Annotated in this window: 21 protein-coding genes; 5 read left to right on the top strand and 16 right to left on the bottom strand. The window is 56.6% G+C overall.

From position 1 onward, the window contains the following. Nucleotides 1-216 precede the first annotated feature (216 nt). Nucleotides 217-651: a hypothetical protein gene (locus ACR0MI_RS19910; RefSeq protein WP_170817240.1), complete on the bottom strand. Its 435-nt coding sequence runs from the start codon at nucleotides 649-651 to the stop codon at nucleotides 217-219. Next, nucleotides 644-2,056: a MobA/MobL family protein gene (locus ACR0MI_RS19905; protein ID WP_170817239.1), complete on the bottom strand. Its 1,413-nt coding sequence runs from the start codon at nucleotides 2,054-2,056 to the stop codon at nucleotides 644-646. The genes ACR0MI_RS19910 and ACR0MI_RS19905 overlap by 8 nt, the downstream gene beginning before the upstream one ends. A gap of 218 nt (nucleotides 2,057-2,274) precedes the next feature. Between ACR0MI_RS19905 and ACR0MI_RS19900 the strand changes: the two genes are divergently transcribed. After that, nucleotides 2,275-2,502 (top strand): hypothetical protein, encoded by a 228-nt coding sequence (locus ACR0MI_RS19900; RefSeq protein WP_170612081.1) that lies wholly within the window; start codon nucleotides 2,275-2,277, stop codon nucleotides 2,500-2,502. 103 nt (nucleotides 2,503-2,605) lie between these two features. On the opposite strand, the gene ACR0MI_RS19895 is transcribed toward ACR0MI_RS19900, so the two are convergent. The 13 genes from ACR0MI_RS19895 to ACR0MI_RS19835 all read right to left on the bottom strand — a co-directional run bounded on the left by ACR0MI_RS19895 (nucleotide 2,606) and on the right by ACR0MI_RS19835 (nucleotide 17,533). Beyond that, nucleotides 2,606-4,387 carry a thiamine pyrophosphate-binding protein gene (locus ACR0MI_RS19895; RefSeq protein WP_170612083.1) on the bottom strand — a complete coding sequence of 594 codons (1,782 nt, stop codon included), beginning with the start codon at nucleotides 4,385-4,387 and terminating at the stop codon, nucleotides 2,606-2,608. Continuing rightward, entirely contained in the window at nucleotides 4,387-5,796 is a 1,410-nt protein-coding gene (locus tag ACR0MI_RS19890) for an aldehyde dehydrogenase family protein (RefSeq protein ID WP_170612084.1), read from the bottom strand. The genes ACR0MI_RS19895 and ACR0MI_RS19890 overlap by 1 nt, the downstream gene beginning before the upstream one ends. Beyond that, entirely contained in the window at nucleotides 5,777-6,691 is a 915-nt protein-coding gene (locus ACR0MI_RS19885) for a sugar phosphate isomerase/epimerase family protein (RefSeq protein WP_170460332.1), read from the bottom strand. Before ACR0MI_RS19885 ends, ACR0MI_RS19890 begins: the two co-directional genes overlap by 20 nt. A 154-nt stretch (nucleotides 6,692-6,845) precedes the next feature. After that, on the bottom strand, nucleotides 6,846-8,036 hold the full coding sequence (locus ACR0MI_RS19880) for a Gfo/Idh/MocA family protein (RefSeq protein WP_170619226.1): 1,191 nt from the start codon (nucleotides 8,034-8,036) through the stop codon (nucleotides 6,846-6,848). Continuing rightward, entirely contained in the window at nucleotides 8,029-8,703 is a 675-nt protein-coding gene (locus ACR0MI_RS19875) for a hypothetical protein (protein ID WP_170612089.1), read from the bottom strand. The genes ACR0MI_RS19880 and ACR0MI_RS19875 overlap by 8 nt, the downstream gene beginning before the upstream one ends. Then, entirely contained in the window at nucleotides 8,693-9,880 is a 1,188-nt protein-coding gene (locus ACR0MI_RS19870; RefSeq protein WP_480855383.1) for a Gfo/Idh/MocA family protein, read from the bottom strand. Before ACR0MI_RS19870 ends, ACR0MI_RS19875 begins: the two co-directional genes overlap by 11 nt. Continuing rightward, nucleotides 9,870-10,685 carry a citryl-CoA lyase gene (locus ACR0MI_RS19865; protein ID WP_170612093.1) on the bottom strand — a complete coding sequence of 272 codons (816 nt, stop codon included), beginning with the start codon at nucleotides 10,683-10,685 and terminating at the stop codon, nucleotides 9,870-9,872. Before ACR0MI_RS19865 ends, ACR0MI_RS19870 begins: the two co-directional genes overlap by 11 nt. Beyond that, on the bottom strand, nucleotides 10,682-11,554 hold the full coding sequence (locus ACR0MI_RS19860; protein ID WP_170817237.1) for a shikimate dehydrogenase: 873 nt from the start codon (nucleotides 11,552-11,554) through the stop codon (nucleotides 10,682-10,684). The genes ACR0MI_RS19865 and ACR0MI_RS19860 overlap by 4 nt, the downstream gene beginning before the upstream one ends. A 1-nt stretch (nucleotide 11,555) precedes the next feature. Beyond that, nucleotides 11,556-13,442, bottom strand: coding sequence for a sugar phosphate isomerase/epimerase and 4-hydroxyphenylpyruvate domain-containing protein (locus ACR0MI_RS19855; protein ID WP_170612095.1), 1,887 nt, complete (start codon nucleotides 13,440-13,442; stop codon nucleotides 11,556-11,558). Further along, nucleotides 13,442-14,737, bottom strand: coding sequence for a TRAP transporter large permease (locus ACR0MI_RS19850; RefSeq protein WP_170612097.1), 1,296 nt, complete (start codon nucleotides 14,735-14,737; stop codon nucleotides 13,442-13,444). Before ACR0MI_RS19850 ends, ACR0MI_RS19855 begins: the two co-directional genes overlap by 1 nt. Then, nucleotides 14,734-15,309, bottom strand: a complete 576-nt coding sequence (locus ACR0MI_RS19845) for a TRAP transporter small permease (RefSeq protein ID WP_170429693.1) — start codon at nucleotides 15,307-15,309, stop codon at nucleotides 14,734-14,736. Before ACR0MI_RS19845 ends, ACR0MI_RS19850 begins: the two co-directional genes overlap by 4 nt. Before the next feature lie 30 nt (nucleotides 15,310-15,339). Further along, nucleotides 15,340-16,350: a sialic acid TRAP transporter substrate-binding protein SiaP gene (locus ACR0MI_RS19840; RefSeq protein WP_170612099.1), complete on the bottom strand. Its 1,011-nt coding sequence runs from the start codon at nucleotides 16,348-16,350 to the stop codon at nucleotides 15,340-15,342. A 100-nt stretch (nucleotides 16,351-16,450) separates the two neighbouring features. After that, nucleotides 16,451-17,533 (bottom strand): Gfo/Idh/MocA family protein, encoded by a 1,083-nt coding sequence (locus ACR0MI_RS19835; RefSeq protein ID WP_170612101.1) that lies wholly within the window; start codon nucleotides 17,531-17,533, stop codon nucleotides 16,451-16,453. Nucleotides 17,534-17,741: 208 nt separating this feature from the next. On the opposite strand from ACR0MI_RS19835, the gene ACR0MI_RS19830 reads away from it, so the two are divergent. Beyond that, entirely contained in the window at nucleotides 17,742-18,395 is a 654-nt protein-coding gene (locus ACR0MI_RS19830) for a GntR family transcriptional regulator (protein WP_170612103.1), read from the top strand. A 337-nt stretch (nucleotides 18,396-18,732) separates the two neighbouring features. Here the strand turns inward: ACR0MI_RS19830 and ACR0MI_RS19825 are convergent, their stop codons facing one another. Beyond that, on the bottom strand, nucleotides 18,733-18,855 hold the full coding sequence (locus ACR0MI_RS19825; protein WP_480440561.1) for a hypothetical protein: 123 nt from the start codon (nucleotides 18,853-18,855) through the stop codon (nucleotides 18,733-18,735). Nucleotides 18,856-19,304: 449 nt separating this feature from the next. On the opposite strand from ACR0MI_RS19825, the gene ACR0MI_RS19820 reads away from it, so the two are divergent. The 3 genes from ACR0MI_RS19820 (at nucleotide 19,305) to ACR0MI_RS19810 (ending at nucleotide 22,839) form a co-directional block, all read left to right on the top strand. Further along, nucleotides 19,305-20,060, top strand: a complete 756-nt coding sequence (locus ACR0MI_RS19820) for a DeoR/GlpR family DNA-binding transcription regulator (protein WP_170612105.1) — start codon at nucleotides 19,305-19,307, stop codon at nucleotides 20,058-20,060. An 86-nt stretch (nucleotides 20,061-20,146) separates the two neighbouring features. Further along, nucleotides 20,147-22,609, top strand: coding sequence for a GcvT family protein (locus ACR0MI_RS19815; RefSeq protein ID WP_170612107.1), 2,463 nt, complete (start codon nucleotides 20,147-20,149; stop codon nucleotides 22,607-22,609). Between the two features lie 2 nt (nucleotides 22,610-22,611). Then, nucleotides 22,612-22,839 (top strand): hypothetical protein, encoded by a 228-nt coding sequence (locus tag ACR0MI_RS19810; RefSeq protein ID WP_170817236.1) that lies wholly within the window; start codon nucleotides 22,612-22,614, stop codon nucleotides 22,837-22,839. Nucleotides 22,840-22,859: the final 20 nt, after the last annotated feature.

The following is a 22,859-nucleotide window of genomic DNA, read 5'->3' as shown; positions in this document are numbered from 1 at the left end:
CAAGCAAACCAACATCTGGCGTCGGGTTTTGCTTTGCTGCTGGGGACTTGGTGATCTCTTCACAAATCGAAAAATCGGTTTGGATCGTTTTTTGAACTGTCATAGTGCTCGCTTTATGTTTCAACGAGCGTGAGATCGGTCTCTTTTAGAAAATTTAGAAACGCAGTTTAATCCGAACGGTTCGGAGAGCGAGAAACGCTCTCCGAAAGCTGCAGGCTAAGTCTGCGCTTCAGCGATCACTCGGCGTGTTATTCGGTCGGCCCGGCGCAGATTCTGGATGAGTTGAAGACGCCTGCGAAGCGTTACCAGAGGTTCAACCGTACGGTTCAATTCGGCTGCCCGATTTGTCAGCCGCTTGTTGATCCAGGCACCGTCAGGGCAATGCTCGTCTGCAATCACCTCGCTCACCCATCCGCCTTCTATCTCAATCAGAACAGGCTGGAGCAGAGATTCGAGGTCGTCGAGATCGCGATCACCGAACATTTCGCCCGCACGGAGGCGCGAGCCAAAACGATAGGCTATGCGCGCGCCTCTGGGTTCCAGATTGTCGATCAGCATGTCGAGTGCCTTCGACGCCGAGGGCACCATGTTCAGCGCTTCGAGGATCGCCGCTTCGATCGGCAATAACTGCTGCGCGATGCTATCATACATAGCGCACCTCCCGCGTATCCGGCCGTCCTTTGCGACGCGTTTCAACCGTGACGGCGGGTATCTTACGACCCGAGCCTCTGCATCCGAACCTGCGGGAGCGCCGGATATCGCGTTCTGCATGTAGTCGTGCGCGAACGCGATGAAGTCGATCCAGCGCTGCGTCAGCGAGTTCACCTAATACGGGCGTCCCCGCGGAGTTTCTGTCGAAGCCGCTGTTGTTGACGGAGACGGAGACCCGATCATTCTGCTGGAGCTGAGGTAGGTGATACGCCTCAAGGTCGACATCAGAGGAGAATTCCTCATCGAGGGTATCTAATGGATCGGCTTCTATGCCTTCTGTCGCCCATCGCACCGCTTTCTGGTATGCTGTTTCAGTTCTGAGACATTCAATTTGCGACGAAGCTTCCAGCGCTGCTTTCACTTCGCGCTCGGATCGCGCCTCCAGCATTCGACGTTTCTCATTGCTGGCCGTTTTCTTGCGGGCAGCCTCTCTCTCCCGCGCGATACGATCCGCTTCGAGGTCATCTCTCTGACGCTCCAGGGCGCGCAGCTGCAACCAAGAGTGCCAGAGTGTTGAATTGAGTTCTTGGACAGCCTGGCGCCGCACTCCGGCAACTGTGTCGTCGCTTCCGCTTTCTTGCAGTCTGCGGCGCGACCTGGCAGATCTGCGTGGCCCGACATGATCTTGTCTTGCCAGGCCTTGCGGTGCATCGCCCGTCTTGGCCATTTCGGCATACGAACGAAGATCAACCCGCGCTGGAGAGCCAATCTTGCGCAGGGCCGCGTTGGTCCGCTTTTCCCATTCTCCACGGATACGTTTGATTTCTCCTGGGCCGGAGGTTCTGTCGTCAAGAACGCGCGTTTTCTCACCAAAATCGCCCGTGATCCTATCAACCTTCCGCGTCGTCATCAGGATGTGGGCGTGGAAATTCAGGTTGGTCTTCGATGGATTGAAGAGCCTCTGCTCGTAGTCTTCTCGCGTCAGTTCGAGTTTGCCCGCACTGTGCCGTTTCTCTTCCTCAGGGCACAGGAAACGCGGCGCGTGAATGTCGGCTTGAACGGCAACGCCGTATTCATCGCGAAGCCAGAGGCAAAAGCCGCGGACAAGCCCAACCTGCTCGAGAAGCGGTAGCTCGCGTGGCAAGGATGGGCGCAGTTCGCGGATGACTCTTGCATTCCTTCGGCGCTCAGAACGCTCGGCTGCGTTCCAGAGCTCCTCGGCGTTTCCTGTCCAGTTGATCAATTCATGCGACAGGAGGCCACCCTTTCTGCCCGGCGAAAACCGTCGTCCAACCCGCGCATCCCGGAAGGTGGTGCGCGCGGTGTAAGCGGCGGATTTGACGGCGGAGCGACCGTCGGCACGAGAATGCAGGATGACTTCGAGTCTGCTGGCGGGGTGTATCATGTAAAGGACATCGGGCCCCAACCCGATCTCCGCACAAAAAAGCCCGCGGCAGGCGCGCAGACAAACTCCAAGTTTGCGTAACTGCGCGCATTGCCCAGCGGGCATGCGGACGGCCGCTCACACGGCGGCCTGGCGGAGCCACATTTTCGTGCCCGGGTGGCGAAGCCGGGATCCGGGCCGCATTTCCTGTTCGACCACCTCAATCAATGGAGAACGAAATGGCGGACCTGGATCAACAAATCGAACATGCGCGCGCGAGACTCAGGGACCTTCAGGCCAGGGCGGGCAAACAACGACGACGTAATGAAACGCGCAAGAAGATTATCTATGGCGCTGCTGTTTTGAAGCTTCTCGAGGAAATTGAGAGAGACAAAGCTGATCGGTTGCTCAAGCTTCTGCACGAACGTATCTCACGCGACTCAGATCGAGAGCTGTTAGGGCTGTAAACCCAGTTAGATCTTCTTGCGGCACCGAAGGCTCTCAGAAGGGTTGGCTGACTTGGGCCTATTGAAAGTAAAAGACTGGCGCGGCTTACCGCGCTCAGTATCGTCAGGTCGCGACGTGAGAAACATCCTTGTCCGGCGAATAAATGTCCAGGATGTTCCAATGACCGGTCGTTGGTGTCGGGTTGTTGATCATTGGCACATCCAGCACGGTTGGCTTGCCACTGGCGATTGCCGCTTCCAATGCGGGCAACAGTTCGTCGGCAGCGCTGAGTCTGTGCCCTTCCGCGCCGTAGGCTCGCGCTATGTCGGCATAGCCCGGTCCGTTTGCGGGTGCGGCGGCTGATCCGGGGAACGTGGTTCCATAGGTCAATCCGTAATGCGCCTTTTGAAGGCCCGCGATAGTGCCGAAGGCGTTGTTGTTCATAACCAGCCAGATGATGCCCAGATCAAGCTCGACCGCGGTTGCCAGCATCGACGGATTCTGACCGAACCCCCCATCGCCAACAAGACTTATCACCACACGGTCAGGGGTTGCCAGTTTTGCGCCGATCGCTCCCGGAGGGCCAAAGCCCATCGTCGCGAACCCGCCCGGAGTCAGGATCGAACCGGGTGTCAGGATATCGAACTGTTGCCCAACACCGTTCTTATTCCAGCCAACGTCCGTGGTGATGATGGCATCCTCAGGCAGTGCCTTGCGGGTATCCGCCAGAATACGCTCGGGCATCATCGGAAAGGCCGATGAGGTCGCCATTTCCTCGTTGCGCGCTTTGAAGTCCGTCCGGAAGCCAGCTATCTTCTGCTCCAGCGCGGGGCGCTTGAAGCCGTCCGGATACATCTCGCGGGCGACCCGGTTGAGGACGCGCAATGCGGCCTTGGCGTCAGCAACGGCTCCGATCTCAGTGGGATAGTTCCGACCGATCTCCTGCGGCTCAATGTCGATATGAATGACCTTCGATCCGGGAATGTTGAACGTGTAGCCAGGGTACCAACTTGAACAATCAGCCTCTTTGAACCGAGTGCCCACGGCAAAGATGTAGTCCGCATTCAAGCAGGACTGGTTGACCAACTCGGTGCCCCAAAACCCGGTCATTCCCAGCACAAGCGGGTGGTCGTCTCGCAACGCGCCTTTACCCATCAGGGAATGCGCGACTGGAAGGCCCATATGTTCAACAAATTCTCGCAACTCCTCGCTGGCCTGTGCCAGAAGAATACCGCCTCCGACATAAGCGACTGGGCTTTCGGCTTTAGCCAACGCTTCGACAATCTCGCCCGCTGTCTCGTCGTCAATTGACGGTTTCTTGAGAGCGCGCGTGTTGTCGCGAATACGGTCGAAACTGCCCGAGGGGATCACCTCTGAAAAGATGTCCATGGGAACATTGACCAGTACCGGCCCGGGCTGGCCGCTTTCAGCCAGATGGAACGCCTTTTCAAGAATCTCGGCCATTAAATCTGCACGGTCGACCCGCCAGGCGCGTTTTACGAAGGGTCGATAGATCTCCCACTGGGCGGCGTCGGCATGGAGGTTCACTTCCTGATGTGGATGTTTGCCGTAGTAGTGCGTAGGAATATCGCCCGCGATCACGACCATCGGGATACAGTCCAGTGCGGCGTTGGCGACCCCGGTGGCGCAATTGGTCAGACCCGGGGAGAGATGGGACAACACCACCGAGGCCTTGCCCGTCACGCGGGCATAAGCGTCCGCCGCGTGGCTGGCTATTTGTTCGTGCCGTACGGTGACGAAATCGATGGGGCTTTCCGCCAGCGCGGCCAGAACCGCTATATTCGTGTGACCGCATAGACCGAACACATGTTTGACCTCACGACGCTCAAGGAAATCGACGATGTGCTCAGCAACGGTTTTGCCTTCCAATTTAGCTCCGTCCATCACGCGACCTCCTGTCCGTAGAACTCACCGAACAAGTCCGGCTCCGAGGGGCGATCCTCGGGGATGGGACGGCTGACCCAGGTGTAGTTCATCATGTGTTTCATGGTGACGTTTTCATTGGTGATGTTGCCGCCCCAGATGCCGCAGCCCAGGCTGCTGGTCATAGGCATGCCGTTGGTCCAGGCACCTGCGTTGGCCTTCGATTGTGGCTGTCGCACCATCATGCGGCTAACCGGGGCCAAGCGCGCTAACCGATCGATGTGATCGTCGTTGTGGCTGTAGATGCCGCAGGAGTGACCTTTGCCCCCGGTGTTGTAGATCTGGCTGACCGTTTCCAGCGCGTCATCGAACGTGTCGAAGTGATAAAGCGCCATCAGAGTGGTCAGTTTTTCCTTGGAGAACTTGTGCTGCGGGCCGATTTGCCCCTGATTTTCAACCATCAGAAACTTGCGATCTTCGGGGATGCTAAAACCGGCGACCTTGGCCGTTTGCTGCGGCGGACAAGCGATGGTCGGAAACGTACGGTTGCCCTTTTCGTCCCACATGGCCGCTTCGAGCAAGGCCTTCTCTTCATCCGAACACAGGTAGCCGCCCTCGGCTTGAAGTGCCTTGACCATATCATCGTAAACTGAGCGCTGGATGATGATGTTGCCATCGGCTGAGCAACCGGACCCAAAATCAGAGGTCTTTGAAATACGCGTATTCTGCGCGGCGATGTCCAGATCGGCGGTTTCATCGATGACGATGGACGAATTGCCCGCGCCGACGCCATAGGCCGGGCGCCCAGAACTGTACGCCGCTTTGACCATGGGTTTGCCACCCGTCGCCAAAGTCAGGTCGCAGATCTCCATCAGATGTTGCGTCAATGGGATCGACGGTTTGCGAATGGATTGGAACAAGTCCTCGGGGGCACCGGCAGCACGACAAGCTGCTCGCATAACCTCGACCATTTCGAAGGTGGTATGGGCGGTTCGCGGGTGCGGGCTGAAGATGACCGCATTCCGGGCGTTTGCGGCGGACACGCCGGTCACCGGTGGCGTCATCGCCGGGTTGGTCATCGGGATCAGGGAGGCGATCACACCGGCAGGTTTGGCATATTTCACGAGCCCCTTTTCTTCGTCGACTTCGACGATCCCCGTCGAGGGCGTACGCAAGACGTCTCGCAGCACCATGTGAATCTTGAAACGCTTCGCAGGGCGCCCTGCGCGATCTCCGATGCCGCTCTCGTCCACGCCTTGTTGAGCCAAACGCGTGAAGGTTTTCTCATTACCCGCATACCACGCAATGGCCTGAGAAAGGCGGTCCAACCTGTCCTGATCCCAATCCTCGATCTCGGCCATGGCAGCGCGAGCGCGTGCCAGCATATCGGCGGCCATGTTGCGGTCGTTTTCAGTGAGCTCTTTGCCCATGATGATCCTCTTGGTGTTTTAGAATTGCAGCATCGGGCACACGACGCTGTGACCGCGCCTCGCCAAATGTTCGCTTGGCGTGGCTGAGACAGCGACGCGCGTGTTCTTCATATCCCAACTCGGCAACGCGGCTTTGGTTGGGCAGTTCGATGGAATAGTCGACGGGCGGCATCCGTTCGATGATGCCGGTGAAGTCAATCCAGCCTTCGCCGGGATAGAGCCGCGCATCGCGCGCCAGCTGGATCATGCCCTCGCGCGTATCGGCGATGCCGGGCAGGCAATCAGAGATATGCAGGAAGTGAAACAGGTCCGAGGGGACGTGTAGCAACTCTCCCAGATCAACGCGACTGAGGTGCAGATAAAGCGTATCGACCAGAATACCGCCATTCGGTTGATCAGAGGCGCGGACAATATCCAGGGCCTCATCCAGAGTGCGCAAGCGAGAGAAGCTTGGGAACTCCAGGTCCACTGTTAGCCCGTAGGGCGCCGCCAGTTCGCAGGTTTCAGAATAGACGTCGATCAGGAAGTCACGATCATCGCGGGTATTGGTCCACGCGCTCATGATCATGCGTTTAGCGCCCAATTCCCCACCGATCTCAAGAGAAGGTTCAAAACTGCGCGGATCGACGTCTTCCGTGATGCGCGCAAGTTCGACATCGAGGACTTTCAAGCCAGTGGTAGAGAGAGCAGTTTTGGTGGCCTGCACCTGTGCCCTGTCGATTGGGGATTGAGTGAATTCACCGGGCACATGCATCGGAATGAATCGGGGGCTGACGGCATCGTAACCGGCCCGCGCGGCGATATAGACCAACTCGGGCGGCGTACAGCCAATCAGCGTCAAATGCGCCAAGGAATAGAGAGAGGGGCTTGCGCCAGCCTCTTCAGGTTTCACCATGAATGACAGCTCCACGTGTCTGCGAATCTAAAATTCATCACACGTAGTAAAAAATATCTGATATTTTTAAAAATATCAACTTCTAATAGTTAGCCGGAAATGAAAGCGCCCAGGCAACGGCCTGGGCGTGTTTTTCAAACGTGTTGGCAGAGCCTTAGAGAGTGACCCAGTCCCCTCCAGACTGGTGAGAGCGCACGGAGGCATCAATGAATCGGACACCGTCTGCGCCTTGATTGACACTGGGATAGGTCAGCCAATCGGCCGGAATCGCGACGCCATCCCGGCGCGCGGCTACGGCCATGGCAAATTCCGTATAGAGGTTGGCCCAGGCTTCGATAATCCCTTCGGGGAAGCCGCGCGCGGTACGGATCAGACGTTCTGCGCCGGGGCCGATGCCATGCCCGTGACCTCGGCTTATGATATTATCCGGTTCACCAAACCGATTGAACTTCAGCTGCTCCGAATTCTCTAAATCCCACTCGAGGCCGCCTTCGCTCCCAAATATCCGCAACCTCAACCCACCCCGATTTCCCGGGGCAAGGCGTGTTGCCATCAAGGTTCCCGGAATTTCATTTTGGTAGCGGGTGAACATGAACACCGTGTCTTCCAAAGGCTTTGGCGCGCCGCAAACATGGAACTCGGCCCTCAGGTCGGTCAAGGGCAGACCCGAGACAAAGCTGGCGAGATGCGCGGCATGGGTGCCGATATCGCCGACACAGCTGGTTGGACCAGAAATCTTTGGGTCCAGCCGCCATTTGACGTGGGGCGCATCAGCAACATCATCAGGCGTCATCCAGTCTTGCATGAACTCGACGTGGATTTGGTTGATTTTACCGATGCCGCCTTCCGCCACGATTTGTTTGGCCTGACGGATTACTGGAAAACACGACATCGCATAGCCGACAGCAAAGATGTGTCCCGTGCGCGCGGTAATCTCCTCAAGCCCCTCGGCCTCGTCGACTTCGTTGGTCAGCGGCTTGTCGCACAGCACGTCAATACCCGCCTCCAGAAACGCTTTGGCCGCTTCGAAATGAACGTGGTTCGGGGTAGTGATCATTACGGCATCCACGCCATCCAGGCGCGCCGCCTCGGCCTTTGCCATCTCGGCGAATGACGCATAGCACCGGTCGGCCGGCAGAAACCACTCGACCCCACGCGCCTTGCTGCGCGCAGCGTCAGAACTGAGCGCGCCAGCGACGACCTCCCACAGGTCGGTCATCCGCGCAGCCGTTGCTTGCGTGACGGAGATCCGTCCTCCGCCAACAACACCCAGCCGCAAACGGCGAGACAACCGAGGGAAAGGGCGGTCGAAGTTCAGGTCTTGGGGTAAAAGTCTCTCAGCCATTCTGAATCTCCATTTCCGAGACCCGTACGCCTTTCGGCAGCATTTCCACCGCCATGAAAATGCTGGGGGTAATCGTCTCGTATTGATGCCAAGGATAGTTGCCTTCGGCGTCATACATCGGTTTGTGCGTCGTGCCAGGGGCCATGAATTCTTCGAGGTAAAGGGTTTCAACATCCCGCTCACGGCATTGCTGCATTTTGCCAAAGCCTACGATTTGCGTATGCACTTCGCGAAACCCCGGTACCGGGCAGAACGGATGATCCTTGTGCAATCCGACATTCAATGGGACCGAACCTGAATGGTACATGGTCAGTCCAACGTTACCCACGAAGACCTTTGGCGACATGTAGTGGCTGACACCGCGCAGACGCTCCTCTTGGCGAACATCAAATGCAGATGGCCATGTATCTTTCACCCATGCGAACAACTCGTTCTCATCGGCATGGGCGTCGAACCCGTGGACAATTACTGCGCGTTCCACACCTTTGAGTGAGCTATCTTGCACGATAACAGAGGAAAGCGGTGCAATGGTCTGATCCTCGACAGAGAGATTTCGCCCCCCAAGGTTAAGGACGATGGCGCGACCCTCGATAGAAATTCTGTCTTCACTGGTGATGTGCTGGACGCGAAAGAATGGCTGGGCAAAGTCGAGTGTCTCAATCGGCATGAACCAACTCCTTCCTCTCATTCAATAGGAAATCGACCGGCAGAGGCTCCGGAACCGCGCAACGGCTTTCTATCGTCTGATAGGCGCCAAATTTCGGTGCCCGTTCGATCGCGTCCATGACCTCGAAAACGTGGTAGGCGAGCGCTCCACTTGCACGGGGTTGGCGTCCATCTTGCGCCGCCAGGGCCAGATCCAAAAGGCCGAGACCACGGCTGTCCTCATTGAACCCATGTTTGTTGTCGACCACCTGCCAGGCTTCGCGACCGGTTGGGCGCGGCTGATGAGACCAGCGCGAGGTCTCCCGCGTTTTCAGCCAGACATCCCCTTGAAAGATATTGGCACCATGAACCGGGTCAGGGTCTGGGATGCTGATGGTGCCGTTTTCACCGTAGATCTCGAACCGCGGAGTTTCGCTGTCCCAGATGTCGAAGCTCATGGTCATCGACCCTATAGCGCCGGAAGAGAACTGCAGCAGGCTTAGAGAGTGCGTGTCGACCTCGACATCTATCCATTCGCCGCTGCGAGGGCCGTTTTCGATCATCCGCTGGTCAAATGTCCGCCGCGCCATTCCGGCGACACGGTCAATTGGTCCAAGACAGCAGATCATGGCGGTCAGGTAGTATGGTCCAAGGTCCAGCAAGGGCCCGCCACCGGCCTGGTAGTAGAAATCCGGGTTGGGATGGTGGCGTTCTGTCCCGTGGGTACCAACATGGGCAAAAACCCCTGTCGGTTTGCCAATGGCACCCTCGTCGATCAAGCGCCGAACGGTTTGCCAACGACCGCCCAGAAACGTGTCGGGGGCGCAACCGACCAGTAGCCCCTTTTCAGAGGCCATGTGCAGAATCGCCTTGCCATCCGTTCGGTTCATGACCAGTGGCTTTTCGGAATAAACGTGCTTGCCCGCCTCCAACGCACGCAAGCTGATTTCGGCATGCGCCGCCGGAATTGTCAGATTCAGAACGCAGTCAATCGTCGGATCGTCAATCACTTCATCTGGCGTGCAGGCCTTGGCGATGCCGTATTGATCCGCTTTGGCTCGGCTTTCCAAAGGGTCGAGGCTTGCACAAGCCACGACCTTGACGTTTGAGAATTTGGATAGTGTTTTTAAATAGATATCGCTGATACGACCACAGCCGATAAGGCCGACCCGGAAGGATTTCGATGTCTCACGTGTCATCATTCCTGTCTTCGTAGAGGGGTAAGTAATTCGGGGGCATCGGCCCTTTGTTGCGGCCACCCTGGTTCATCTGTTCCCAAGCGTGGGCGAGTATTCCGACCGAGCGGGACAGGCAGAATAGCCCTCGTGACAAGGGCGCAGGAAAGCCAAGCTCGCAGAAGATCACAGCTGTCGCGCCGTCGATATTCATGGCAATTGACCGACCGCCGCGTTGACGACCCAGTTCGGCTTGAACCTCTTCTCCGATATCGGCAAACCGGCCAGAAACTGTGCCTTCTGCCGCCGCATCTCGAACAAGTTGCATCAATCGTGGTGCGCGTGGATCGACAGGTTTGTGAAACCTGTGACCAAAGCCCGATACGATTTTGCCGTAGGTCTCGCGCCAATTGCCCAAGCCATCCCGAACAGCGTCATTCAGCGAAGCTCCCGCTTCCATGCGGATTGCGATATCATAGTACAGCTCTGCACACTGCTCTCCTGCCCCGCCGTGCACGTCGCCCAGCATGTTCACCGCAGTCGCCATCGCATTATTGAGACCTACCCCGCAGGTGGCAGCCATACGCGCAGCCGCGATCGAGGGGGCCTGCGGACCGTGATCCACGCCTGCGACCAAAGCAGCCTCGAACAGGCGCGCCTGTGCGTCGCTCGGCAGATCGCCCCGCACCATCAGCCAGATCATCTGCGGGAAAGATACGTTCCCGATCAGGTCCTCTATGGCGTTGCCACGAAAAGCGATCTGACCGGGCTTCATGTCGATGATGGAGGTACGCCACCATTGGCGGATAGCTTGCTCGTCGTTTGTCATACCGTTGCACCTCTAAACTCGCGCATGCGCTGCTGACGAAGTGAATCGAAAACGCTTTGAAGACGACTGATTGAGGCGGTGCAGCCGGTGAAGATTTCAAAAGACGCTGCAGCCTGATGAACTGCCATTCCAGCACCATTCATCACTTTTAACCCAGTTGTGCGGGCGCTTCTCAGAAGGTGTGTCTCGAGCGGGAAATATACTATATCTGCCACCCAAGCATCCGGCCGCAACAATGATGGATCAATCACCGACCCGGGGTACTTATCCATCCCGAGCGGTGTTGCATTGACCACTCCGTCCACAAATTTGACCCGTTCCAACGAAATCGAGGGGGAACCCTGAAGCTTTGCACAAGGGCGCAAGACCTTTAGTCGACTGACCAGCGCCTGCGCTCGGTGGAAGTCAGGATCGATGATCTCCAGGTTTCGAACACCTGAATCAAGCAAAGCCAAAGAGACTGCACTGCCCGCGCCTCCAGCACCAAACATGAGAACCGTTTCAGTCTTCGATGATCCCAAAAAATCTCCGAAGGCACTGTGGAAACCTATGTAGTCGGTGTTGTGGCCAACCATTCGGTCGTCACAAAAAACCACCGCGTTTACAGCTTGAAGCTCCTCAGCGGTTTTGGAAAGCTCATCGAGATGATCAATGACTGATGCTTTGTAGGGGTGTGTCACGTTGACCGCCGCACAGCCTAATTCAACTGAAAAATGCAATAAATCAGCGACCGACATTCCACGAAATGGCTCTTTTGCCGTGTCGATCCTACCGTAGCTCAGATCGATACCCTGCGCCCGGCCCTCCGCCTCGTGCATCTCAGGCGTCATGGAGCCAGAAATCCCTTGTCCGATTAGTGCGGCCTTCATATTAGGTTGTTCCTTCCGCCACGTGGTGTCGCGTTTGCGCCGCTAATCGAAACGCAGCGTTACGCGCGCCATAGCCGGCGTAACCAGTTCGGCGCTCAACAATTTCAAAGAAAAAGCCGTTAAAGATGGGGCGACTGTAGATCTGAAAATACTCGGCACCCGCCGCCTGGTCGTAGAGTATGTTATCCCTGCGCATTTGGGCGATCAGGTCTTCACTTAACCCGAATGTCGCTTGCAGATCAGCGTAGTAGTTTTCTGGGATGGACAGACTGGGAAAGCCGGACTTCCGCAATTGGGCCGAGGTTTCAAATATGTCGTCCGACTGGAACGCGATGTGCTGAACACCGGCGCCAAAACCGTCTTCAAGGAATGAAGCCGCCAGTGTTCGACGCCCAACTGCTCCATTCAGGTTTAATCGCACTTCGCCCTCGGGGCTTTCGATGGCTTGGCTTTGCACAACACCCGACGGGTCGGCAACGTTCACGATCGGGGATTTTGCCATCTCAAAAGTCGAAATGTGATAGAGCAGCCAGCTTTGCATCTCATCGTTACGCATCGTCTGTGCCAGATGGTCGATGCGGCGCAGACCGGCGGGCTGGATCGCTTTGGTCTTGGCGACTGGCTCGAACTCGATGTCCCAAACCCGATGCAGATCGGATTTCTCATCTATGAAATGGACAACATTGCCACCAACACCTCGGATGGCCGGGATGTCCAGTTCCCCGGTCCCTACCGGCTGTGAGAAATTCGGCGCGCCCAACGCGGTCGCTCGCTGAACCGTCTGATCCGCATCTTTGACACGCAACCCCATATCACAAACGGAGGGGCCGTGACCCAGAAACGCCGAATGGGCAAATCCTTCCTTTTCGGTATTCACGACGATGTTTATCGCGCCCTGCCGCCATAGCTCGACGGACTTGCTTACGTGTTTTCGCTCCATTCGAAAACACATTGCTGACAGCATATCTGCCAGCTGCGCACCGCTTGTTTCGTCGGCTGTGAATTCGACGAATTCGAAGCCTGACGCATAGACGCGTTCCGGCAGGTCCGGGATGCCGAAATCGGTTCCCGGCTCGGTCCGGGATACCTCATCCAGGAGGTTCACCAGCGACCTGTAGCTGTCTCGGGCCAGTGTTCGGCCACCGGGTTGAGGAGCTGCTTCGTTGACACGTGCAACCGACCAAGGCCCTTTGTATCTGGCGCGGGCAAGCACGCGCACAAAGCCCGCAAGGTTCAGCGACCCAAGCCCCGGCAGAAGCCCAAAGTGCCGCTTGAGCCGACGTATATCCATCTCAAGCCGGGGTGCATCGGACAGTTGCACATGGAACAGCCGATCGCCGGGAATGTCCCGAAGGCGGGCTGGTTTGGACCCGTCGGCAAGCGAGAAGAAGGAATTCAAGGCCAACCCAAAATGAGGGCTGTCAATTGCTTCGACGACGCGTAACGCCTGCTCATCCGAGTGAATAAGATCCGACCATGGCAAGCCCATATAGGCCAGACGCATCCCCATTTCTTTAGCGATTTGGGCCGCCTCGCCAAGATCTGCGATTACCTGTTCTTCGGTCGCGGCGACATCGACCTCGAAGGCAGATCCGATAAGCAGCAATTCCGTTCCCAACTCGCTCATCAGGTCGAGTTTGCGCTTCAGTCGATCAAAGGCGCGCTCACGTCCGGCATCGGGCTGGCCTTCAAGGTTATGGAAGGGTTGTAGCAGGCAAATCTTCAGGCCGAAGTCCGATGCAATTTCGCGGACTTGCGATGGCGATCCGTCAAAAGCGGTCAAATCCGGTTCGTGTAATTCGACACCCCCGAATCCCGCGTCAGCGATAGCACTCAGCTTTTCAGCCAGATCACCGGGGATCGACGTTGTCGAAACCGAGAGGCACATTATCCCTGATATCCAAACATACGCGGCAACCACAGGACCAGATCCGGCATCAGCATCATGATCACCAAGGCGAAGATGAGAACCGCGAGGAAGGCCCAGATTTCCGAGATGATTTCGCGCAGCGGAATGTCCGTCACAGCGTTGATCACAAAGAGTAGAATGCCATAGGGAGGCGTGATCAGACCGATCATCGAGTTCACGACGACCAGAACTCCGAAATGCACAAGATCAATCCCGAGCGCTTCGCAGGTCGGAATGAAAAGGGGAACAATCACCAGGATTATCGTTGTTGCGTCTAAAACGCATCCCAGCGCGAGGATCAGCAGGTTTACGAGGATCAGGAACACAATCGGGCTGACATCAGAACCCTCCAGCAGCGCCGAGATAGACTGCGGTATTTGCTCCTGAATAACGATGAAGTTCAGAATGAACGCGCCCCCAATAACCACCCCGACGGCTGCGGAAGAGCGCGCGCTGTCGACGAAGACCTGATAAAGGCCACGGAAGGTCAGCGCGCGGTAGAACAACGCTGCCAGAAGCAGGGCGTAGAATGCAGCGACTGCGGCGGCTTCGGTCGGAGTGGTGACGCCGCCATATATGCCGTACAGCAGGATTGCGGGCATTAGCAGTGCCGGGAACGCGTTGGCGGTTTTAGCCGGCAACTCGCGCAGCGGAACAGGTTCTTCCAATGCAAAGTTCCGCTTTCCGGCCAGATAGTAGTTCATCGCCATAAGAACGACGCCCATGATCAGGCCCGGAAGAATACCGGCCAAGAACAGCGACCCGATGGAGGCTTTTGACACCAGCGCGTACAAAACCATCGGGATCGAGGGCGGAATGATCGGACCGATTGTGGCCGACGCCGCCGTAATTGCGGCTGCGTAGCCTCGGCTGTAGCGGCCATCCTTGGTCATCATCTCAATGATGATCTTGCCGATCCCGGCAGCATCCGCGACGGCCGAACCGGACATGCCGGAGAAAATCAACGACGCAACCACGTTGACGTGCCCGAGGCCGCCCTTGAAACGACCGACAGCTGCAACGCAGAAGTTCAGCAGACGGTCCGTGATCGAACCGGCGTTCATGATATTCGCGGCGACAATGAACAAAGGCACGGCAAGCAGGATCGTGCTTTTGTAGAAGCCTTGCAGGATCTTCTCACCTGCGAGGGCGACGTCCAGTCCGGCCATGCCCAAGTACACTAATGAGGCCAAGAGGATGGAATAGCCGATAGGTGTCCCGATGCCTGCCAGAAGAAAGAGAGCGAGCAGGCAGGAAAGAAGTTCAAAGCTCATTTCTTAACTTCCTCGTCCTCTTCGACGTCGACACGGGGATGGTCGTCAACCACGTTGTACCCAACGACCAGTTCCAACTCTGTCTTTGGCGGGCCATTGCGCATGACGTCGAAGAATAGCCACGCGTAGCGCGCTGCGACGACCAGCATGAATACCGCGTAAATCGAGAATACTGTGCGCAGCGGTATCTTCTCACCGGAGAACGGGTTGCGGACAGTCGATGTCTTGCGGATTTTCATCCAGTCAATGTAGTCCCACGTCGGAAGGAAGCTGTAGAGCATTCCGACCACGATCGCTGCGGCCGCCAGCATCGCAAAGACCTGCCGCACGCGCATCGGCACGGAAAGGTAGATGATGTCGAACTTCACGTGATCCCGTTCGCGCACGATGAAGGCGCAGCTAAAAAAGATCACCCAGACCCACAGAATGCCGATGAGTTCAAGCGTCCATCCGGCGGGGGTAAAGAAGTAGCGCAAGAGTATTTGCAATAGAAAGATCAAGAAGATTGCCGCCAGCATCCCGCCGGCAATCGCTTCGGTCAGTCGGGAGAACCCCTTCATAAAGGCTTTCATTATGGTTCTCCCTCCCTTGTCTTGCCGGGCTCAGTTACCCAGAGCGTTGATCTGATCCAGAACGCCTTCGGGCCATGAGCCTGCGAACTCGCTTTCCAGATACATAGACTGTACCTGATCGCGGAACGCAGCGAGATCGGGTTCATAGATCTCCATCCCCTGCTCTTTCAGGAAACTGACAAGATCCTCTTCTTTCTGAAGCTGCTTCTGACGGCCTGATTCAGCTGCTGCGTCCGCAGCTTCCTGAACCTTGGCTTGCTGTTCCGGTGTCAGCCCGTCCCAAACCTCTTTGCCGATAGCGATATAGTTCAAGTCGACCAAGTGCGATGTCAGGATGATCTGATTGGTCACTTCGTAGAATTTGGCATCAACCACGGTTGGCAATGGGTTGTCCTGACCGTCAACGGCACCGGTCGACAGAGCTGTGTAAACCTCTGAGAACGCCATTGGTGTCGGGGCAGCACCCAGCGCTTTGCCAAGGAACTGCCACGCATCTGTGCCCGGCATCCGCAGGTTCACACCCTCCAGATCAGCCGGGGTGCTGACAGTCAGTTCCTCCTTGGGTTGGCGCAGGTTCACCTGACGACGGCCCAGATACATGACCGACAGCAGTTTGACGCCCAGTTCTTCTTCGGCCTTTTGCTTAAAGGCATCCATCAAGGGATCGTTGAAGACAGCCACCTGATGCGCGGCGTCCTGGTGGACATAGCCTGCTGTAAAGATCGAAAACTCGGGGAAGAACTGTGCCAGTTCCTGCGCCGAGGTGATCGACATTTCCAGGTTGCCCCGGCTGATGGCGTCCAACTCGGTGCCTTGGGCGAAGATTGTGCCGTTATAGCTGGGCTCATACGTCGCAAATTCAGCGACCATGGGTGCGAAAACCTCGGCCATAGCGACCGAGCGCTGGTCGGTCTCCGATCCTGATGTTGCGAGCCGCAGTTGCACTTTGTCTTCCGCCAGCGCACCACTTGTTGCGCTAAACAGAACACCGGTTGCGACCAAGGCTGATACAGCAGCCCGGCGAGTAAGTTTGGTAATCACTTTGCTCCTCCCTGAGACATCATGATGCTTCTTTTTTGCGATTCAGAGTTTTGACCTATTTTGGACATTTTGCAAGATTTTTTACAAAATATCTGATATTTTATATTGCTGTCATATCTACCATTGGTGTTTTTTGTGAGTTTTTGATCCTGACCGTCTCACCTGTTCTGCAGGAATTCTGAATAGCTTCAATAACTTGAAGCGTTCTGAAACCCTCCCATCCAGACACAATCGGTTCTGCTTCGTGTCGAGCTACTTCAACAAAGTGCCTAAGCTGATTGACCAGAGGGTCAGACGCACCCTTTTTCAGCGCGGTTGATGAGATTGGCGTCCACCAGTCCCTTTGCTCACCCTGGTAACTCCACAATCGAAGATCGGGAACGGACAACGAACCATGAGAGCCACCTATCATGTAGCTACTCTCAGTGGTCGACGGATAGATTGGATATTCCTGAGACGTCATCTCCCAGCTCCATGGAGCAACGATGCTGTCGGACACACTTATGGTCCCGATCGCCCCGCTTTCAAACGTCAACAGCGCGCCGGCGACATCTTCGTTGTCGTAACCCCGCTGCGATGAAGCCGACTGAGCCTGAACGGTCACGACTTCTCCGGCCAGGTACCGCAGCAGATCCACATCGTGGACAAGATTGACCGAGATGGGCCCTGCACCGGGTTTCTTTCTCCAGGGCGCAGCATCAAAATACTCGTCTGGCTTATAGAACCAGCAATTCGCATGGACAGCGCGCACATCTCCAATCTTCCCATCGACAATGGCTTCCTTAGCCGACCGGATCAGAGGATTGTGTCGACGATGATGTCCCACCATCAGTGGCACATTGGCCTTCTCCGCTGCTTGAACAAGCTCAAGCGCAGCAGTGGCTTCCACGGCGATCGGTTTTTCGACGAGAACGGGACAACCATGTCGAATACACGTGAGGCCTTGTTCAACATGAAGCGTGGTCGGGGTCGCAAGAACAGCTCCGTCCGGCGTCTGATTTGCAAACATTTCTTTAAGGGTCTCGTAACATGCGACCCCGTGCTCAACGGCGTAAGCACGACCTTCATCGCTGGGGTCGACCACCGCGACGAGATCAACATGGCGCAACGCTCGGATAGCGTCTGCGTGGCGTCGTCCAACAAGACCAATGCCGACAATGGCAATGCGAAAGTTCTTAGACACTTTGTTTCCTTCCGGAGGGTCCGGAAAATCCCGAAACCGATGATTGCGATCAGGCTGCTATGCCCAACTTGGCCACGACCGTATTGGGGTTTTCGCGATTCCGCAATAATGTATGATATTTTTATTTTTACCATACATCAGTTTGGATTGCTGATGTCTCTGAAAAATGCTAATTGAAAGAGGAAACTGATAATATCGGGTGAAACGCATGGCGAAACAGCCGTCTACGATAGGTGCAAGTACCTATCAGCGCATCAAGCGGGACATCATCTTCGGGGAGTTGCAGCCCGGCTCCAAACTGAAGCTGGACGCCTTGAAGGAACGCTACTCGGCAAGCCTTTCGACACTTCGTGAAACGCTGAACAGGCTCGCCAGCGACGGATTTGTCGAAGCTCCTGAGCAACGGGGGTTCCTGGTTACACCGGTCTCCCGTGAAGACCTGATCGAGATATCAGAGCTGCGTGTCCTGTTGGAATGCCACGCGTTGGAGTTATCCATCGAGAATGGTGACACGGATTGGGAGGGGAACCTCGTCGCCGCGCATCATAAGCTTCATTTGATGGAGCAACGGCTTCTCAAAGGAGATGACTCTGAGAAAGAAACCTGGAAGAGGTACGACTCGGAGTTTCATCAAGCAATGATAGCAGCCTGCAACTCCAAGAATCTTCTATCCCTTCACTCAATCATCTATGACAAATATCTTCGTTACCAGATGCTCGTACTGACCTATCGAGGTGAGGTAGCAGCCAAAGAACACAAACACATGTTCGATGCCGCATTGGCCAGAGACGCGAATATGGCCAAGAAGTTGTTGGAAGATCACATCCGAAATGGCCTCGCCCACACGTTGGAGGCTATGTAGGCCATTCCGCCGTGCCGCAATTGCGGCGGCCTCCAACTCGGAGCAACGCGGTGAAGTCCAATATCTTTTGATCGAATTCGCCAGTCAGGGTACCGCTACGACAATTGACCTTTCAGCTTACCCCTCGAAGGTCGCGGCACCCGTATTTTACAGAGTGTTAAAGTGTGGGGTTTGTGTCCAAGACGGACCTCCGCTACCATTAAAATCAATCACTTGCATCAAGGTTGAGCCAGCCCGTCGCTCCGGACCATGATTCCAGGGGGCAAATTGCGTCACAAAACTACGCCGGAATCGGTCAACTCGGGCGCACGGCCGTGCCGCGCGCGCCACCTAGAAATCAAGCTTCTGACACCCGCGCGGTATCCGATCTGAACGACCAAAACTCACTGCTGAGCGAAAACACGCCGCGCTTGTAGCAGCATTCCGCCACGTCAACCACGGCTCTCTTTTTGAAACTCATGAGATGCTTTAAGTCGAGCGGGGCATTTGGGCAGGGCAGAAAAATGAAACTCAGCGCATTAGAAGTTTTTTGTATTGTACTCGCAAGCGTCGTGGCCGGCGCTGGATTTGTTGGAGCAGCGAGCGCATTGATTTCGGGTATTTGAAACACCTGAACAGCACGCTTTCCCTGAATTGAGGAAAGTCAGACCGCCCAATTGCGCACGAAACGTATTGGCGGGGACCGTCCGCTCTTGCGGCCGCGCGGCTGGCTGGGCACTGCTGTGACAGCGAAAGAAAGTTTGGCTTATCGCGACACGTTTCGATGAACAGCAGAGAGCTATCCGGGATCCACGAACGCCGCGCCCCGAAGCCCTTTAACAAATCGCGCAGTCGCTTTTGCAACTCCCGGCTGGATTTTTTTGCGAAATTTGGCATTCTGTAGCCCCATGCGATCATTGAGGGTCTCTCGTGCTGCCATCCGAACGTCATGCAATCATTCTCGAAGAAGTTTCGCGCCAGCCTGCGGTTTCTATTCGTTCTCTGACTGAACGGCTTGGCGTATCACGGGAAACCGTGCGCAAGGATATCGAGCAGTTGGCCCAGGAAAACAAGCTCAACCAGGTGCGTGGCGGGGCAACCAGAGTGCACAGGCATGAACCTCCTATGACTGACCGCACCCAAACCAACCGTGCGGGCAAGGAGCGTATTGGTGCCTATGTCGCCAGCGCGATCCCGGACGGGGCCAGCGTGATCATTGACAATGGGTCGACGACGCTTGCCGCAGCTCAGGCTTTAGCGGCCACCCGCCGTGAATTAACGATATACACAAATGACTTAACAATTGCCTCGGTTCTGACACCTGCAGCGGCGGAGATCACATTGCTGGGCGGACGGCTGGATTTTTCCGAGAATGCAACAATGAGTCTGGATACGCTGGAACACCTTTCCAGATATAACGCGGAATACGCGCTGGTCGGGGTTGGCGGGATCAGCGCGCGGGCCTTGCTCACCTATTTCTCGCTGGAAGGCGCCAACTTGCGCCACATGATGATGGAACGGGCACAGCACCCTTTCCTTTTGGCGGACAGCAGCAAGTTCGGGGTGGTTGGGCAGATCGCCATGAAAGCTTTGCCCTTTGACGTGACCCTTGTTGTTGACGGTGAACTGCCCAAGGACATTTCCGAAGCGCTGGAAACCCACCCAATGGATATTGTGCGGGTATAACGCAAATAAAAGAAAATATTTGCCAAGTTTTGCAAAACATCGATAAGGTGAGTGCTGACCCGATTCCTTCTGCACGGAGCAAGGCAATGGCCAGCACCCAACTTCCGCACAGCGCGCAAACTGTCATTGTGGGAGGTGGTATTGTTGGCTGCTCGGCCGCGTATCACCTGACGAAGATGGGGCATCGTGATGTGGTGCTGTTGGAACAGGGACAGCTGAGCTGCGGCACCACCTGGCACGCGGCGGGTCTGGTCGGTCAGTTGCGCAGCCAGCCTGCCATGACCAATTTGATCCGCTATTCGACCGAACTGTATTCTCAGCTTGAGGCCGAGACCGGGCTGGCCACAGGCTGGATGGAGTGCGGTTCCGTTACCGTGGCACGCACGGAGGACCGCATGACAATGCTGCTGCGTACGGCGGCCGCAGCCCGCGCGCAGGGGGTCGAGGTACAGGTCATCACCCCGCAGGAGGCGCAGGATAAATGGCCTGTGATGCAGGTGGACGACGTCAAGGGTGGGCTGTGGATGCCCGGCGACGGCAAGGCCAACCCGACCGATCTGACACAGTCGCTGGCCAAGGGCGCGCGCGTGGGCGGCGCCAAAGTCATAGAAGGCATCAAGGTGACCGATATTCTGACCAGAGACGGAGCAGTCAGTGGTGTCGTGACCGACCATGGTACCATCGAAGCCGAGATTGTGGTGAACTGCGGCGGTCAGTGGGCGCGCCAACTGGGCAAAATGTGCGGCGTCAACGTACCGCTGCATTCGGCCGAGCATATGTACATCGTGACCGAACAGATCGAAGGCGTGAAGCCTGGCCTGCCGGTGCTGCGCGACCCTGACGGCTATATCTATTTCAAAGAGGAAACCGGCGGTCTGGTGATGGGCGGGTTCGAACCCGAAGCCAAGCCATGGGCAATGGACGGCATCCCCGACAAGTTCTACTTCCAGCTTCTGCCCGATGACTGGGACCAGTTTGAGATTCTGCTAGAAAATGCGCTGATCCGGGTTCCACAGATGGCCGACGCCGGTGTGCGCAAATTCTACAACGGGCCTGAAAGCTTCACCCCCGACAACAACTACCTTCTGGGCGAGGCACCCGAACTGAAGAACTTCTTTGTGGGGGCCGGGTTCAACTCGATGGGAATTGCCAGCGCCGGTGGGGCGGGGCGTGCTTTGGCTGAATGGATTGTCGAGGGGGCTCCGACTTCGGACTTGTTTGCTGTCGATATCCGGCGGTTCGCAAACTTCAACAACAACCCGACGTGGCTGCACGATCGGGTCAAGGAAACGCTGGGGCTTCACTATGCCATGCCCTGGCCCAATCGCGAACTGGACACCGCGCGCCCGTTCCGCCGCTCGGCCCTTTACGACCGCTTGGCGGCAAAAAATGCTGTATTCGGATCAAAGATGGGCTGGGAGCGGGTGAATTTCTTTGCGTCGGAAGGCGAAGCACCCCAGATTCAATACAGTTTTGGCCGCCAGAACTGGCATGACGCAGTTGCGGCCGAGCACAAGAACACCCGCGAGGGCGTGTCGATCTTCGATCAAAGCTCGTTCGCGAAGCTGTTGGTTCAGGGCCGGGATGCCTGTGCACAGTTGAACCGCATTTGCGCGGCAAATGTCGACGTCCCAATCGGAGGCACGGTCTACACCGGTCTGCTGAACGAACGCGGCGGGTACGAATCCGACCTGACAGTGCTGCGCCTGAAAGAGCAGGAGTTCCTTCTGATCACCGGCTCGGCCCAGGCGGTGCATGATGCGGACTGGATTCGCAAGAATTTCGACGCGGATGCCCACGTGTTCCTGACCGATGTCACGGCCGCCTGGTCGGTTATGGCGGTCATGGGGCCGAAAGCCCGCGCGGTTCTGAAGAAACTGACCAAAGCCGACCTGTCCAACGCGGCCTTCCCGTTTGCCACCCATCAGGAAATCGATTTGGGCTATGCCACGGTTCTGGCCAACCGCATGACCTATGTGGGTGAACTGGGCTGGGAACTGCTGGTGCCGGTCGAATTCACCGTTGGCGTATACGAGGACCTGACGCTCGCCGGGGCCGAGTTTGGCGTCCGCGATGCGGGATACTACGCGCTGGAAGGGTTGCGCTTGGAAAAGGGTTTCCGCGCCTGGAGCCGAGAGTTGACGCCCGATATCACACCGTTGCAGGCAGGGTTGAGTTTTGCGGTCGATTTCGAAAAGCCCGGCGGCTTTATCGGAAAAGACGCGCTGCTGGCGGCAAAAGAGGACCCCGATCACCTGAAAACACGCATCGTGCAACTGTTGCTGGATGATGCCTCGGCACAACTGTGGGGTGGTGAGGCCGTGTTGTATGACGGGGTCGAAATCGGCGAGGTCCGCTCGGCCGCTTATGGCCATACGCTGTGCGCGTCCGTTGCACTTTGCCAGCTGGACGCGCCCCGCCCGGTAACGGCCGATTTTATTCGCGACGGGACCTTTGAAATCGACCTTGCCGGAACCCGGTTGTCGGCAACAGCCTATATGCAAGCCCCGTACGATACCAAAAGCGAGCGGCCGAAGGTGGACGGCTAATCTTGGATGACAACCTGCTGAAATGGACCTGGATGAAACACCGTTCGGTTATCGGGCCCGAAGCGAACCAAACCTCCAAATTCGGTTTTCTGCGTTGCGATAGTTTGCCATTGGACCAGCTTGTCCTTGACGAACAGACTTCCGGTTCGGTTCTGTCGGTCGCGTGCCACGCGCTTGCGCTGGCAAACCAAACGCGCGCGCGTATCAGCGCATTGAGGTCGGAGTTCTGATGCACGCCAACAAACCAAAC

The organism is Ruegeria sp. D4 (genome assembly GCF_056534475.1).
Note: the sequence above shows the minus strand (reverse complement) of the source record. Positions and strands in the feature narration are given on the sequence as shown.